12 protein-coding genes are annotated in these 13,658 nt (G+C 57.4%); 3 read left to right on the forward strand and 9 right to left on the reverse strand.

Annotated elements, in window-relative coordinates; all coding sequences use genetic code 11:
• Positions 1 to 459, reverse strand: coding sequence for a DMT family transporter (locus tag E3U32_RS20160; RefSeq protein ID WP_134350199.1), 459 nt, complete (start codon positions 457 to 459; stop codon positions 1 to 3).
• A 3-nt stretch (positions 460 to 462) separates the two neighbouring features.
• Positions 463 to 897 (reverse strand): DMT family transporter, encoded by a 435-nt coding sequence (locus E3U32_RS20165; RefSeq protein WP_134350200.1) that lies wholly within the window; start codon positions 895 to 897, stop codon positions 463 to 465.
• 95 nt (positions 898 to 992) lie between these two features.
• On the opposite strand from E3U32_RS20165, the gene E3U32_RS20170 reads away from it, so the two are divergent.
• Positions 993 to 1,925, forward strand: coding sequence for a LysR family transcriptional regulator (locus E3U32_RS20170; RefSeq protein WP_134350201.1), 933 nt, complete (start codon positions 993 to 995; stop codon positions 1,923 to 1,925).
• 4 nt (positions 1,926 to 1,929) lie between these two features.
• Here E3U32_RS20170 and E3U32_RS20175 read toward each other — a convergent pair whose 3' ends face one another.
• Positions 1,930 to 2,958, reverse strand: coding sequence for a methionine synthase (locus E3U32_RS20175; protein ID WP_023311627.1), 1,029 nt, complete (start codon positions 2,956 to 2,958; stop codon positions 1,930 to 1,932).
• Between the two features lie 23 nt (positions 2,959 to 2,981).
• Positions 2,982 to 3,956, reverse strand: coding sequence for a DUF1852 domain-containing protein (locus E3U32_RS20180; RefSeq protein WP_134350202.1), 975 nt, complete (start codon positions 3,954 to 3,956; stop codon positions 2,982 to 2,984).
• Positions 3,957 to 4,309: 353 nt separating this feature from the next.
• Here E3U32_RS20180 and E3U32_RS20185 point away from each other — a divergent pair, with 353 nt between their 5' ends.
• Positions 4,310 to 4,849: a DUF2058 domain-containing protein gene (locus tag E3U32_RS20185; protein ID WP_134350203.1), complete on the forward strand. Its 540-nt coding sequence runs from the start codon at positions 4,310 to 4,312 to the stop codon at positions 4,847 to 4,849.
• 7 nt (positions 4,850 to 4,856) lie between these two features.
• Here E3U32_RS20185 and E3U32_RS20190 read toward each other — a convergent pair whose 3' ends face one another.
• Both E3U32_RS20190 and azoR read right to left on the reverse strand, forming a co-directional pair.
• Entirely contained in the window at positions 4,857 to 5,543 is a 687-nt protein-coding gene (locus tag E3U32_RS20190) for an RluA family pseudouridine synthase (protein WP_134350204.1), read from the reverse strand.
• Between the two features lie 89 nt (positions 5,544 to 5,632).
• Positions 5,633 to 6,238 (reverse strand): FMN-dependent NADH-azoreductase, encoded by a 606-nt coding sequence (gene azoR, locus E3U32_RS20195; RefSeq protein WP_008502313.1) that lies wholly within the window; start codon positions 6,236 to 6,238, stop codon positions 5,633 to 5,635.
• A 205-nt stretch (positions 6,239 to 6,443) separates the two neighbouring features.
• On the opposite strand from azoR, the gene hrpA reads away from it, so the two are divergent.
• The gene (hrpA, locus tag E3U32_RS20200; RefSeq protein WP_134350205.1) at positions 6,444 to 10,346 is read left to right on the forward strand and encodes an ATP-dependent RNA helicase HrpA; all 3,903 of its coding nucleotides are present in this window, start codon (positions 6,444 to 6,446) and stop codon (positions 10,344 to 10,346) included.
• 82 nt (positions 10,347 to 10,428) lie between these two features.
• Here the strand turns inward: hrpA and E3U32_RS20205 are convergent, their stop codons facing one another.
• From E3U32_RS20205 to E3U32_RS20215, 3 genes are all read right to left on the reverse strand, one after another.
• Complete coding sequence (locus tag E3U32_RS20205; protein WP_134350206.1) at positions 10,429 to 11,088, reverse strand: O-methyltransferase; 660 nt, start codon at positions 11,086 to 11,088, stop codon at positions 10,429 to 10,431.
• 101 nt (positions 11,089 to 11,189) lie between these two features.
• Entirely contained in the window at positions 11,190 to 12,569 is a 1,380-nt protein-coding gene (locus E3U32_RS20210; protein WP_134350207.1) for an efflux transporter outer membrane subunit, read from the reverse strand.
• Complete coding sequence (locus tag E3U32_RS20215) at positions 12,566 to 13,648, reverse strand: HlyD family secretion protein (protein WP_134350208.1); 1,083 nt, start codon at positions 13,646 to 13,648, stop codon at positions 12,566 to 12,568. Before E3U32_RS20215 ends, E3U32_RS20210 begins: the two co-directional genes overlap by 4 nt.
• Positions 13,649 to 13,658: the final 10 nt, after the last annotated feature.

A 13,658-nucleotide genomic window follows, 5' to 3' on the forward strand; every position in this document is an offset into this window, starting at 1 on the left:
TTAGTCGCGGAGGCTCCCGGTTTTGCTGCTGGAGTAGATGAAGTACAGGGCAATACCCAGACAGACCACCGCGCCCAGGCGGCTCATCGAAAAGGGAATGGCCGTATTCCCCAGCCAGCCAAAGTTATCAATCAGCATGCTCATGGTGAGCTGACCAAAGATGACCGCTACCGTGGCGACGGCGGTGCCGATACGCTGCACCGCGAGCACCATTATCACGATATAGGGCACGCCAAACATCGCGCCGAGGAGCTGCCATTTCGGCACGTCCAGAAGCGTGACAGCCTGCTTAGGCTCAAAGAAGAAAATGAGCAGGGCGGTTACCAGGGCGCCGACGGAAAACGTCAGGAACGCGCTTTTAAAAACGCCGACGTTGCTGCCAAGCTGTCCGTTGATTGCGGCCTGAATGCTCAGCGTCGCGCCGCCGCAAACGGCCAGAAGAATCATAATCAGTGTCATACGTTACCCCTGTGCGACCAGAACCAGTGCCGCAATGATGAATCCCAGCGCGATAATGCGCTTCGCGTTTATCCTCCTGTGCGGTGTACCCAGCAGACCATAGTGGTCAATGATCAGGCTTTTAAAGACCTGACCCGCCAGAATGCCAATCATCGTCAGGGCGATGCCGATGGCGGGTGTCGCCACGGTCAGAATGACCACGTAAACAGGGCCAAGCACGCCGCCGAGCAGTTGCCATGACGGCTGTGAAAAAAATGACGGGCTGTTTCGCGGACTAAAAAATAGCATCAGCAGAAACGTCAGCGCAGCACCCACGCCGAAGATGCTGAACGTGGCCCATAAATCCCCAACTTCGCTGCCTAGCGGCCCCAGCAACCCCGCCTCGACGGAAAGACCCATCCCGCCGGCAATCACCAGTAAAATCAAAACAAACTGCATTCTTCTTCCTCCGTTTTCAGGCGAAGAAGATTACGTCGGTAGCTCAGTGAGAAAAATGCCATAATGCTGGAAACACCTTTGCAGGATATGCATCAATGGTTGACGCTAGCAATATCAACATCCGCGCGTTGCTGATCTTTATTGACGTGTATGAAGCACAGAACTTCTCCGTCGTGGCGCGGCGGCAGGGAATATCGGCCTCGCAGATATCGCGCGTGATCCACCAGCTTGAGGACGCGCTCGGGCAGCAGCTTTTCTACCGCAACACGCGGGCCGTCATCCCCACGGAAAGCGGTCATCTTTTTATTCGCTATGCCCGTTCGATGACGGAAAACCTGGAAGAGGCGCGACGAGAGCTGGACGCGCGTGCGGTGGAGCCGTCCGGTACAATCCGCATTAACGGACCGGTGTTTTTCGGCCAGAAGCACATTGCCCCCGGACTTCCCGGCCTGTCGGAACGTTATCCTCGCCTCAGCGTAGAGCTGACGTTGACCGATGATTTTATCGACCCGCACCGCGATGCCGCCGACGTTATCTTCCGGATTGGCGTGCTGACGGACTCCTCCTTTCACGCGCGGGTGTTCGGGCAGCAGGTGTATCACCTGGCCGCGTCGCCAGAGTATGTGCGTAAGTACGGTGCACCTGAAGGGCCGGACGATCTGAACCGTCATCACTGTCTTGTCTATCGCGGATCGTCAGGACCTAACCGCTGGCTGTTGCGCAGGGAGGGCGAGGCGTGGACACACTATCCCGTTACGCCATTGATGACTTCGAATAATGCGGAAGCGTTACTGGCAGCGGCGCTGGGCGGGATGGGTATTGTGCTGTTTCCGGACTGGCTGGTGAGCGAGCAGCTCCAGCGCGGTGAGCTGATTCCGCTCCTGCCCGCGCTGGAGTGCGCCATTAATACGGAACAGCAGGCTATCGCGGCGATCTATCCAGATGCCCGACATCCGCCCCTGAACGTCAGGGCGGTGATTGATTATTACGTCGAGCGCTTTGGTACGCCGCTTTACTGGCAAACGTAAAGAATTACGCGCCGAGCTCTTTGCGGATAATCTCTGCACCGGCGCTGAGCGCTTTCAGCTTGCCGTTGGCAACCTGACGAGAAAGTGGAGCCATGCCGCAGTTGGTTGACGGATAAAGCTTGTCGGCATCGACAAACTGCAGCGCTTTACGCAGCGTATCGGCCACTTCCTCCGGCGTTTCAACGGCGTTGGTTGCCACGTCGATCGCGCCGACCATCACTTTTTTACCGCGGATCAGCTCCAGCAGATCCATCGGCACGCGGGAGTTGTGGCACTCCAGGGAGATGATGTCGATGTTAGAGGTCTGCAGCTTAGGGAAGGCCTCTTCGTACTGGCGCCACTCTGAGCCGAGCGTCTTTTTCCAGTCGGTATTGGCCTTGATGCCGTATCCGTAGCAGATGTGTACCGCGGTTTCGCATTTCAGCCCTTCGATGGCGCGCTCCAGCGCGGCGATGCCCCAGTCGTTGACCTCGTCAAAAAAGACGTTAAACGCCGGTTCATCAAACTGGATAATATCGACACCTGCGGCCTCTAACTCACGCGCTTCCTGATTGAGGATTTTGGCGAATTCCCAGGCCAGCTTTTCGCGGCTTTTATAGTGCGCGTCGTAAAGGGTGTCGATCATGGTCATCGGGCCCGGCAGTGCCCATTTGATCGGCTTATCCGTGAGCTGGCGTAAGTATTTTGCATCGTCCACGAAGACCGGTTTCTGCCTTGCGACGGCAGAGACCACGGTCGGCACGCTGGCGTCATAGCGGTTACGAATGCGCACCGTCTGGCGGTTCTCAAAATCAACGCCGCTCAGGTGTTCAATAAACGTCGTGACGAAATGCTGGCGGGTCTGTTCCCCGTCGCTGACGATATCGATACCCGCACGGATCTGCTCATCCAGGGACAGGCGCAGCGCATCCTGTTTACCTGCCAGTAATTCCTGATCCTGTAATTTCCAGGGGGACCAGAGCGTTTCAGGTTGTGCAAGCCAGGTCGGCTTAGGCAGGCTGCCAGCCGTAGAAGTCGGGAGCAATGTTTTCATAATAAAAGACCTTTTTTGATGAATTAAAGCGTGTAGTTATCAGACCACTGCTCAAGAATATGTTTGTAGGGCTTAATGAAATACGTTTCTGTAAATCGACCCTGTTCAATCGCCAGGCGGCTTCGCTCTTCACGGTCATAAACAATTTTTGTTAATGAGTGATCCTGCTGGTTCAGATCCGGTCGATAGCACAGTCCCGCTGCCGAGTTAGCGTTATAAATCTCCGGACGATAAATTTTCTGGAACGTTTCCATCGTGCTGATGGTACCGATCAGTTCCAGATCGGTGTAATCACTCAGTAAATCCCCGGTAAAGAAGAACGCGAAAGGCGCCACGCTGTTCTCCGGCATGAAATAGCGCACGCTCAGGCCCATCTTCGCGAAGTACTGCTCCGTTAAGGACTCACCCTCCGGTTGATACTCAATGCCCAGAATGGGGTGCTCGTTGCCCGTGCGGCGATAGGTATCCTTGCTGGAAACGCTCAGACAGATCACCGGTGCTTTTCTGAAGTTCTCTTTGTATTCAGGTGACTTCACAAAGTGACGGAAAATATTGCCGTGCAGTTCGCCAAATTTTTCCGGAATGCTGAAGCGTTGCTGGTTCTTGTTGTGCTCCAGCAGCAGCACGCTGAAATCGTAATCCCGCACGTAAGACGAGAAGTTATTCCCGACGATACCTGGAATACGCTGGTTATTTTTTTTGTCGACAATATACGTTTGCAATATCTCGATGGCCGGGAACGGTTTTTCCACGCCAATATTCAAATCGACTGAGATGATTTCAAGCTCAACCGCGTAGCGATCGGCGTTAGGGTTATCCCAGCGCGCTAAGGCGTTAAAGCGGTTGTTGATCATCACCAGCGTGTTGCGCAGGTTTTCCTGACGCTTTTCCCCACGCGCCAGGTTGGCAAAGTTGGTGGTTGTACGCGTATTTTCTGACGGGTTGTAATTCTCATCGAAGCAACTGCGCTTAAGGGTATATGTGAAAGCTTTGCTCATTGTGGTTATGCATCCTAAGTTCATGTTGCTAAGAAGTTACCAATGCATAATTTATGCCTGAGCCCGCGGCGCAGGGGAAGTGACTTAATTTCACTGCAACATGAGCGAACTTCATGAAGTGTAATGCTCGAGGTGTCGCTGCCTTCATGCCGGGTGGCGCTGCGCTTACCCGGCCTACGGTTCAGCGTCGTTTGTAGGCCCGTGCAAGCGCAGCGCCGCCGGGCGAAGCTCGCAATATGTCTGTGATATGCACTTTGCCCTCGTCGTTAACCGGCTGCGGGGGAGAGGGATTTTTTATTTCCGTTCAATTCCCGCTATAATCCCCAAAATTTCCAACCGGTTTAGAAACGATCATGACAAAACTCACCTTACAAGAGCAGATGCTGAAAGCGGGCCTGGTCAGCAGCAAAAAAGCGGCGAAAGTTCAGCGCACGGCAAAGAAATCACGCGTTCAGGCTCGTGAAGCTCGGGAAGCGGTAGAAGAGAACAAGAAAGCGCAGATCGAGCGTGACAAGCAGCTGAGCGAGCAGCAGAAGCAGGCCGTGCTGGCGAAAGAGTTTAAAGCACAGGTGAAGCAGCTCATTGAGATGAACCGCATCACCGTTTCAAGAGGCAACATCACCTTTAACTTCACCGACGGTAATCTGATCAAAAAAATCGAGGTCGACAAGCAAACCCAGGCTCAGCTGATTAACGGCCGTCTGGCGATTGCCCGTCTGGTCATCAACGCCAGCGGCGACAGCGAATACGCGATTATCCCGGCGGTGGTTGCCGATAAAATTGCCCAGCGCGATGCCGACAGCATTGTATTGAACAGCGCGCTCAGCCAGGAAGAGCAGGACGAAGACGATCCGTACGCGGACTTCAAAATCCCGGACGATTTGATGTGGTAAATCGGCTTCAGAACGGGGCGGCGTGACGGGCGTTAACCGGCTCTCCGCTCACGGGATGAATAAAATTCAACTCGCTGGCATGCAGCATCAGCCGGGGCGCGTCTTCCGCCCCCGGCACTTCAAGACCGCCATACAGATCGCAGCCCAGAATAGGGTGCCCCAGCTGCTGGCAGTGAATACGCAGCTGATGGGTTCGCCCGGTCTCCGGGGTAAGCATCACCCGCGTTAACGGCAGTTCCATACCCTGATAAAAACGTTCCACCACCCGGTAGCGGGAGCGTGCCGGCTTTCCGCTGATGGCGCAGATCGACATCAGCGGGAACAGCGCCGGATCTTTGGCAATCGGCGCGTCGATAACCCCCTCATCGTTTTCCACATGTCCGCAAAGCAGGGCGCTGTAACCTTTCTCCACGCTGCGCTGGCTGAACTGCTGGCAGAGCGCGGCGTTGATGGCCTTATTGCGCGCAACCACCATCAGCCCGGACGTGCCAAAATCCAGACGGTGTACCAGCGTGCAGCCGGGGAAGGTCTGGACCAGACGATAGTGGACCGAATCGAGGTTTTGCGGATTTTTGCCCGAGAGGCTGAGCAGACCGGAAGGCTTATTGATCAGCAGCAGATGTTCATCCTGCCAGAGGATCTCAATGTCGTCGTGACACGGTGGAGCAATAAAAGAATCAATAATCGCAGACATCAGGCCGCCCGGCTGGAGAGTGGGAGCGGATGATAACGAAATGCGGGGAAAAGAAAAACCCTCCCACCTGGCGGTGAGAGGGCGAAATCTTACGCTGCGACCAGGCTGTCGATGGCGGCTTTCGCGTCAGTCTGCGCTTTAGTCGCCACTTCCGGACCGTAAGCGATACCTTCAGCGAACACGAAGTTCACGTCAGTGATACCGATGAAGCCCAGGAACAGGCTCAGGTACGGCGCAACCAGGTCGGTTGGGGTATCTTTATGGATACCGCCACGGCTGGTCAGCACGATGGCGCGTTTGCCTTTTACCAGACCTTCAGGGCCGTTCTCGGTGTAACGGAAGGTTACGCCAGCGCGGGCTACCAGGTCGAAGTAGTTCTTCAGCTGGGTAGGGATGTTGAAGTTGTACATTGGGGCGTTGATGACGATAACGTCGTGCGCCTGCAGCTCGGCAATCAGCTCGTCGGAGAGCGCCAGAGCTTCCTGCTGACGTGGAGACAGTGGTGCATCGCTTGGGCGCAGCGCGCCAACCAGCTCGCCATCCAGCACAGGAATCGGGTTTGCAGCCAGGTCACGCACGGTGATTTCGTCAGCAGAATGCTGTTCACGCCACTGTTCAACGAAGTAGTCAGACAGCTGACCAGACTGAGAGTACCCTGCCAGAATACTGGATTTCAAAACTAATACTTTGCTCATGGGTGATTCCTGTTGTTGCATTTGATTGAAGGGGGTTGCCCCGTTGCTTGTTGACACTCTATTCACAATCCTGCCACAGAGATAGCGCAATATATCGAAGTCTATGTTCGAATTTTTTGAATAAGGCGCGAAAGGCGTCAATGTGGTACTCTATAGCAATCATTAAAAAGAGAGTTTATCAGGGCGTGTACTGCCCTTTAACGCTATGACAGAACAACAAATATTAACCTTCCCGATGCTCCTGCAACAGCTTGATTCCCTGACGCTGCGCGATAAACAGCGCTTCGCCCGCCGTCTGCACGGCGTGAAGAAGGTTAAAAATCCTGATGCTCAACAGGCCATTTACCAGGAGATGGCGAAAGAGATTGAACAGGCGGCAGGGAAAGTTGTGCTGCGCGAAGCCGCACGTCCGGCGATTACCTACCCGGAAAACCTGCCCGTCAGCCAGAAGAAACAGGACATCCTTGAGGCGGTGCGCGACCATCAGGTGGTGATTGTCGCGGGTGAAACCGGTTCGGGGAAAACCACCCAGCTGCCGAAAATCTGTATGGAGCTTGGTCGCGGGATCAAAGGGCTGATTGGCCACACCCAGCCGCGTCGTCTGGCGGCGCGTACTGTTGCGAACCGTATTGCCGAAGAGCTGCAAACGGAGCCGGGCGGTTGCATCGGTTACAAGGTGCGATTCAGCGATCGTGTCAGCGATAACACCATGGTCAAGCTGATGACCGACGGTATTCTGCTGGCGGAGATTCAGCAGGATCGCCTGCTGATGCAGTACGACACCATCATCATTGACGAAGCGCACGAGCGCAGCCTGAACATCGACTTCCTGCTCGGCTACCTGAAAGAGCTGCTGCCGCGTCGCCCGGATCTGAAAATCATCATCACTTCCGCGACCATCGACCCGGAACGCTTCTCGAAGCATTTCAACAATGCGCCGATCATCGAGGTGTCAGGACGCACGTATCCCGTGGAAGTGCGCTATCGCCCGATTGTGGAAGAGGCGGATGATACCGAGCGCGACCAGCTGCAGGCCATTTTTGATGCCGTTGACGAGCTGGGCAACGAAAGCGCGGGCGATATTCTGATCTTCATGAGCGGCGAGCGAGAAATTCGCGATACCGCCGACGCGCTCAGCAAGCGCGACCTGCGCCACACCGAAATTCTGCCGCTGTATGCCCGTCTGTCGAACAGCGAGCAAAACCGCGTCTTCCAGCCTCACGGCGGGCGTCGCATTGTGCTGGCGACCAACGTGGCGGAAACCTCGCTCACCGTGCCGGGGATCAAGTACGTTATCGACCCGGGCACGGCGCGCATCAGTCGCTACAGCTACCGCACCAAAGTCCAGCGTCTGCCGATTGAGCCGGTCTCCCAGGCTTCCGCTAACCAGCGTAAAGGCCGCTGCGGCCGCGTGTCGGAAGGGATCTGTATTCGCCTCTATTCCGAAGACGATTTCCTGTCGCGCCCGGAGTTTACCGACCCGGAAATTCTGCGCACCAACCTGGCGTCCGTTATCCTGCAGATGACCGCGCTGGGGCTGGGCGACATCGCGGCGTTTCCGTTCGTCGAAGCGCCGGACAAACGCAACATTCAGGACGGCGTACGCCTGCTGGAAGAGCTCGGGGCCATTACCACCGACGAGCAGGCGACGGTCTATAAGCTGACGCCGCTGGGCCGCCAGCTCAGCCAGCTGCCGGTCGACCCGCGCCTGGCGCGCATGGTGCTGGAAGCGCAAAAGCACGGCTGCGTGCGCGAGGCGATGATCATTACGTCTGCGCTCTCCATTCAGGACCCGCGCGAGCGTCCGATGGACAAACAGCAGGCGTCTGACGAAAAACACCGTCGCTTCCACGATAAAGAGTCCGATTTCCTCGCCTTCGTGAACCTGTGGAACTATCTTGGCGAGCAGCAGAAAGCGCTCTCGTCGAACCAGTTCCGCCGCCAGTGCCGCGTGGATTTCCTCAACTACCTTCGCGTGCGCGAGTGGCAGGATATCTACACCCAGCTCCGCCAGGTGGTGAAAGAGCTGGGGATCCCGGTCAACAGCGAACCGGCGGAGTACCGTGAAGTGCATATCGCACTCCTGACCGGCCTGCTGTCCCATATTGGGATGAAGGACGCCGAGAAGCAGGAATATACCGGCGCGCGTAACGCCCGTTTCTCCATCTTCCCTGGTTCCGGCTTATTCAAGAAGCCGCCGAAATGGACCATGGTTGCGGAGCTGGTGGAAACCAGCCGCCTGTGGGGGCGCATTGCCGCGCGTATCGATCCGGAATGGGTTGAGCCGGTGGCGCAGCATCTGCTGAAGCGCTCGTACAGTGAACCGCACTGGGAGCGCGCGCAGGGCGCGGTGATGGCAACCGAGAAAGTGACGGTTTACGGCCTGCCGGTGGTGGCCGCGCGTAAGGTGAACTACAGCCAGATCGATCCGGCACTCAGCCGCGAGCTGTTTATCCGCCATGCGCTGGTGGAGGGTGACTGGCAGACGCGTCACGCGTTCTTCCGCGAAAACCTCAAACTGCGTGCCGAAGTGGAAGAGCTTGAGCATAAATCCCGCCGTCGCGACATCCTGGTGGACGATGAAGCGCTGTTCGAGTTTTACGACCAGCGCATCAGTCACGAAGCGATCTCCGCCCGCCACTTTGACAGCTGGTGGAAGAAGGCCAGCAAAGAGACGCCGGACCTGCTCAACTTTGAAAAGAGCATGCTGATTAAAGAGGGGGCGGAGTCGGTCAGCAAACTCGACTACCCGAACTTCTGGCATCAGGGAAACCTCAAGCTGCGTTTAACCTATCAGTTTGAGCCGGGTGCTGACGCGGATGGCGTGACTGTCCACATTCCGCTGCCGCTGTTAAACCAGGTGGATGAGAGCGGGTTTGAGTGGCAGATCCCCGGCCTGCGCCGCGAGCTGGTGATAGCGCTGATCAAATCCCTGCCGAAACCGGTGCGCCGTAACTTTGTTCCCGCGCCAAACTATGCGGAAGCCTTTTTAGGCCGCGTCACGCCGCTGGAGCTGCCGCTGCTGGATGCTCTGGAGCGCGAGTTCCGCCGCATGACCGGCACTACGATTGACCGCGATGACTGGAACTGGGATCAGGTGCCCGATCACCTGAAAATCAGCTTCCGCGTGGTGGACGATAAAAACAAAAAGCTGCTGGAAGGGCGTTCCCTGAGCGAGCTGAAAGAGGCCCTGAAAGGCAAAGTCCAGGAGACGCTCTCTGCGGTGGCGGACGACGGCATCGAGCAGAGCGGGCTGCATATCTGGAGCTTTGGTCAGCTTCCGGAAAGCTACGAGCAGAAGCGCGGCAACTATAAAGTCAAAGCCTGGCCGGCGCTGGTGGACGAGCGCGACAGCGTGGCGATCAGGCTGTTTGATAACCCGCAGGAACAGCAGCAGACGATGTGGCGCGGGCTGCGTCGCCTGCTGCTGCTGAACATCCCGTCGCCGATTAAGTATCTGCACGAGAAGCTGCCGAACAAAGCCAAACTGGGGCTGTACTTTAACCCTTACGGCAAAGTGCTGGATCTGATTGACGACTGTATCTCCTGCGGCGTGGACAAACTCATCCACGAGGCGGGCGGCCCGGTCTGGAAGGAAGAGGGCTTTGCGCAGCTTCATGAGAAGGTGCGCGCGGAGCTGAACGACACCGTGGTAGAGATTGCCAAACAGGTTGAGCAGATCCTCACCGCCGTGTTCAATATCAACAAGCGCCTGAAAGGGCGCGTGGATATGACCATGGCGCTGGGGCTGTCTGACGTGAAGGCGCAGATGGCCGGGCTGGTATATCGCGGTTTTGTTACCGGCAACGGTTTCAACCGTCTCGGCGATACGCTGCGCTATCTGCAGGCAATTGAAAAACGTCTGGAGAAAATGGCTATCGATCCACACCGCGATCGCGCGCAGATGCTGAAAGTGGAAAGCGTGCAGCAGGCGTGGCAGCAGTGGCTCAACAAACTGCCGCCAGCGCGCCGCGACGATGAAGACGTTCAGGCGATCCGCTGGATGATTGAGGAGCTGCGCGTCAGCTTCTTTGCTCAGCAGCTTGGTACGCCGTATCCGATATCGGATAAACGTATATTGCAGGCGATGGAGCAGATTTCCGCTTAAAACCCTTGCCCGGTGGCGCTGCGCTTACCGGGCCTACGGAAGAAAATGTAGGCCGGGTAAGGCGTAGCCGCCACCCGGCTGGTTATCGTTCCACAATTGCCAGCGTAAACCCATCCCATCCCTTAACCCCCACCGTTTGCAGCGCGGTGGGGGTCAGGCGCGGATTATCCCCAATCATCTCGATAAACCGACGCACGCCCTGTACGCGCGCGTCGTCGCTTTGCCCGTTAATCACTTCGCCCTCGCGCACCACGTTATCGCCGATGATCAACGTCCCTGGACGGGAGTAGTACAGCGCCCATTCCAGATAGCCGGGATTGTTTGGCTTATCGGCATCAATAAAGATCAGGTCGAACGGCGGAACGTCACCGAAATTTTCAAGAGAGTTCAGGGCCGGACCTTCAATCAGTTCAATGCGCTCGTTTAGCCCGGCGAGGTGGATATTCTGGCGCGCAACGTTGGCATGCGTGGGATGGGCCTCAAGCGTGATCAGCTTTCCGTCCGGCGGGAGGGCGCGTGCCATCCAGATGGAGCTGTAAGCACCCAGCGTGCCAATCTCGAGAATACGCCGCGCCTGCGTCATGCGCACGAACAGCGCCAGCAGCTGCCCCTGATTGGCCGCTACGTCGTGTTCGGGGAGCCCGGCGCGCTTGTTGTTTTCCAGTACCTGACTCAGTACGTCATCTTCAGGAATAAGCGAAGAAATCATGAAATTATCTACTGCAGACCACTGTTGTTGCATAGATTGACTCCTGAGGGGGAATCGCCGGGTGGCGGCTGCGCCTTACCCGGCCTACGGGGTGAAATGTAGGCCCGGTAAGCGCAGCGCCACCGGGCAGGTTTTCAGGCACTGACCCAGCCGCCGCCCATCGCTTTATACAAATCAATCTGCGCCAGCAGCAGGTTATTTTTCACCTGCACGACGCTGGTCTGGACCGAGAACAGCGTGCGCTGTGCATCCAGCACGTCCAGATAGGATGAATAACCGTTGCGATAGCGATTCTGCGCAATGCGCAGGGTCTCCTGGGCTACATCCTGCTGGGCAAGCAGTTCCGTCAGTTGTTCCTGATAGCGCGTAATGGCATCAAGGCTGTTGTTCACTTCGGCAAACGCGTTACGCACGGTTTTCTCATAGGCGTACAGCGCCTGGTTACGCTGGGACTGAGAGATATCCACCTGCGCATTGAGCGCCTGGCGGTTAAGGAGCGGGGCGAGAATACTTCCCCCTGCGCTCCAGAGCTGAAGCGGATTGTCCAGCAGGCCCGACAGGGTGCGATCCTGTATCGATCCGGTTGCTGTCAGGTTGATCGACGGCAGCAGGCTGGCGCGCGACGCGGCAAGCGATGCATCAGCCGCCACCAGCTGTCGTTCAGCCTGAGCGATATCCGGCCGGCGGTTCAGAAGCGTAGAGGGCAGCTGCGACGGCAGCGTCAGCGGCGTTAGCGACGCAAAGCTTTCGCTGCGCGCCACATCGCCCGGGTTGCTTCCCAGCAGCAGGCTAAGGGCATTCTCCTGCTGTGCAATCTGGTGCTGCAGCACCGGAACCTGCGCCCGGGTTGAGCGGAGTTCGGAATCCGATTGCATCAACTCCAGGCGCGAGCTGTAGCCCGTCTCAAACTGACGCTTCGCGAGGTTAAATGCCTCTTCGCGCGATTTCAGCGTGGACTCGGTCACGCGCAGCTGTTCGTCAAGCGAGAGCAGGGTGACATACCCGGATGCAACGGACGAGGCGACGGTCAAATCCGCGGCGGCGGCGGCAGCTTTTTGCGCGTCCAGCGAGGCTTCAGCAGCGCGTGAGGTACTGCGGTTGACGCCCCAGATATCAACGTCATAGCTCGCCGTCAGGCTCCCTCTGTACAACGTGCCGTAAACCGGTAGCCCGGTCGCGGCGGATTGCGAACGGGCGCGCGTCCCTGTGATTCCAGCGTCGAGCGAGGGAAACAGGCTGCCGTCGGCCGCAAAGACCCGCGCCTGGTACTCGTTTATCCGTTCGCGGGCGATCAGGACATCGCTGTTATGCCCCAGCGCCTGGTCCACGTAGCGGTTCAGATTGTTGTCATGAAAATTGCGCCACCAGAGCTGCTCCGTCGGGCTGGCAGGGCCTGAGACGCTGCGCCACTGCGTGGGGATTTGCAGCGTCGGCTGCGCCGGTTTGACATCGACGGACTGGCATCCGGCCAGCATTACCGCCACCACCAGCGCGGCTATCGGGCGAAGGATCATTGCTTCGCCTCCCGCGTATCAATGGTCACCTGCACCGACATGCCCGGACGCAGCAGCGCGGACGCCTCTGGCTTGCCGAGCACCTCGATGCGCACCGGAATACGCTGGGCGATTTTGACAAAGTTACCGGTGGCGTTATCCGGCGTGATGGCGCTGAATTCAACGCCGGTCGCCGGAGAGATGCTCTCAACGCGGCCCTGATACGCTTTGTTATTGAAGGCATCGACGGTGAATTTCACCGGCTGACCGACGCGCAGTTCCGCGAGCTGGGTCTCTTTAATATTGGCGATGACCCAATGCTGAGGCGGCACAAGGGTAGTGAGATGGGTCCCGGCGGTGACATACGCCCCGAGACGAACGGCAATCTGGCCAAGCTGGCCGTCGCGCGGGGCCACAATACGCGTGTTTTGCAGGTCGATCTGCGCCAGCTCCAGCGCCGCTTTGGCGTTTTCTACATCCGCTTCCAGCGCACCGCGATTAACAATCACCGTCTGCAGATCCTGACGCGACATTTCAAGCGCGGCTTTCGCCTGGTCGATATCTGCGCTGCCCTGGGCGGCGCTGGCCAGCGCCGCGTCGCGCTCGCGAATGGAAAGCGAGCCGTCAGACGTCAGCTCTTTCACCCGCTTCAAATCCGCCTGGGTTTTCAGGCTCTGGGCGCGGGCATTTTTCAGCGCGGCGTCATTTTTTGCGATGACGGCCTCAGCGCTTTTACGCTGCTGCAGGTTGTTATTCAGCGCGGCAATTTTCATCGCCAGCTGCGCCTCGGCCTGATGCACCCGCTGACGATAGATGCGGTCATCGATCTGCAGCAGCAGGTCGCCTTTTTTAACCTGCACAAAATCCTGAACATTCACCTCAGTGATGTAACCGTTGACCTGCGGACTGATAAACGTCGTCTGACCGCGCACGTAAGCGTTGTCGGTAAACTGCGCGTGGCGGGTGAACGGCGGGAGCTGCCACGCATAAAGGATCACCAGCACGCCGACAATACCGATGGCAGCGGCGGTGAAAACGGAAACAATGCGCACATTTTTGCGGGTGTTGGCCTGCTCTTTGGCGGCATCCTGCTGACTCATAAACTCTCCA

It is taken from the genome of Lelliottia nimipressuralis, from assembly GCF_004402045.1.
In the GTDB taxonomy this organism is placed as follows: domain Bacteria; phylum Pseudomonadota; class Gammaproteobacteria; order Enterobacterales; family Enterobacteriaceae; genus Enterobacter; species Enterobacter chinensis.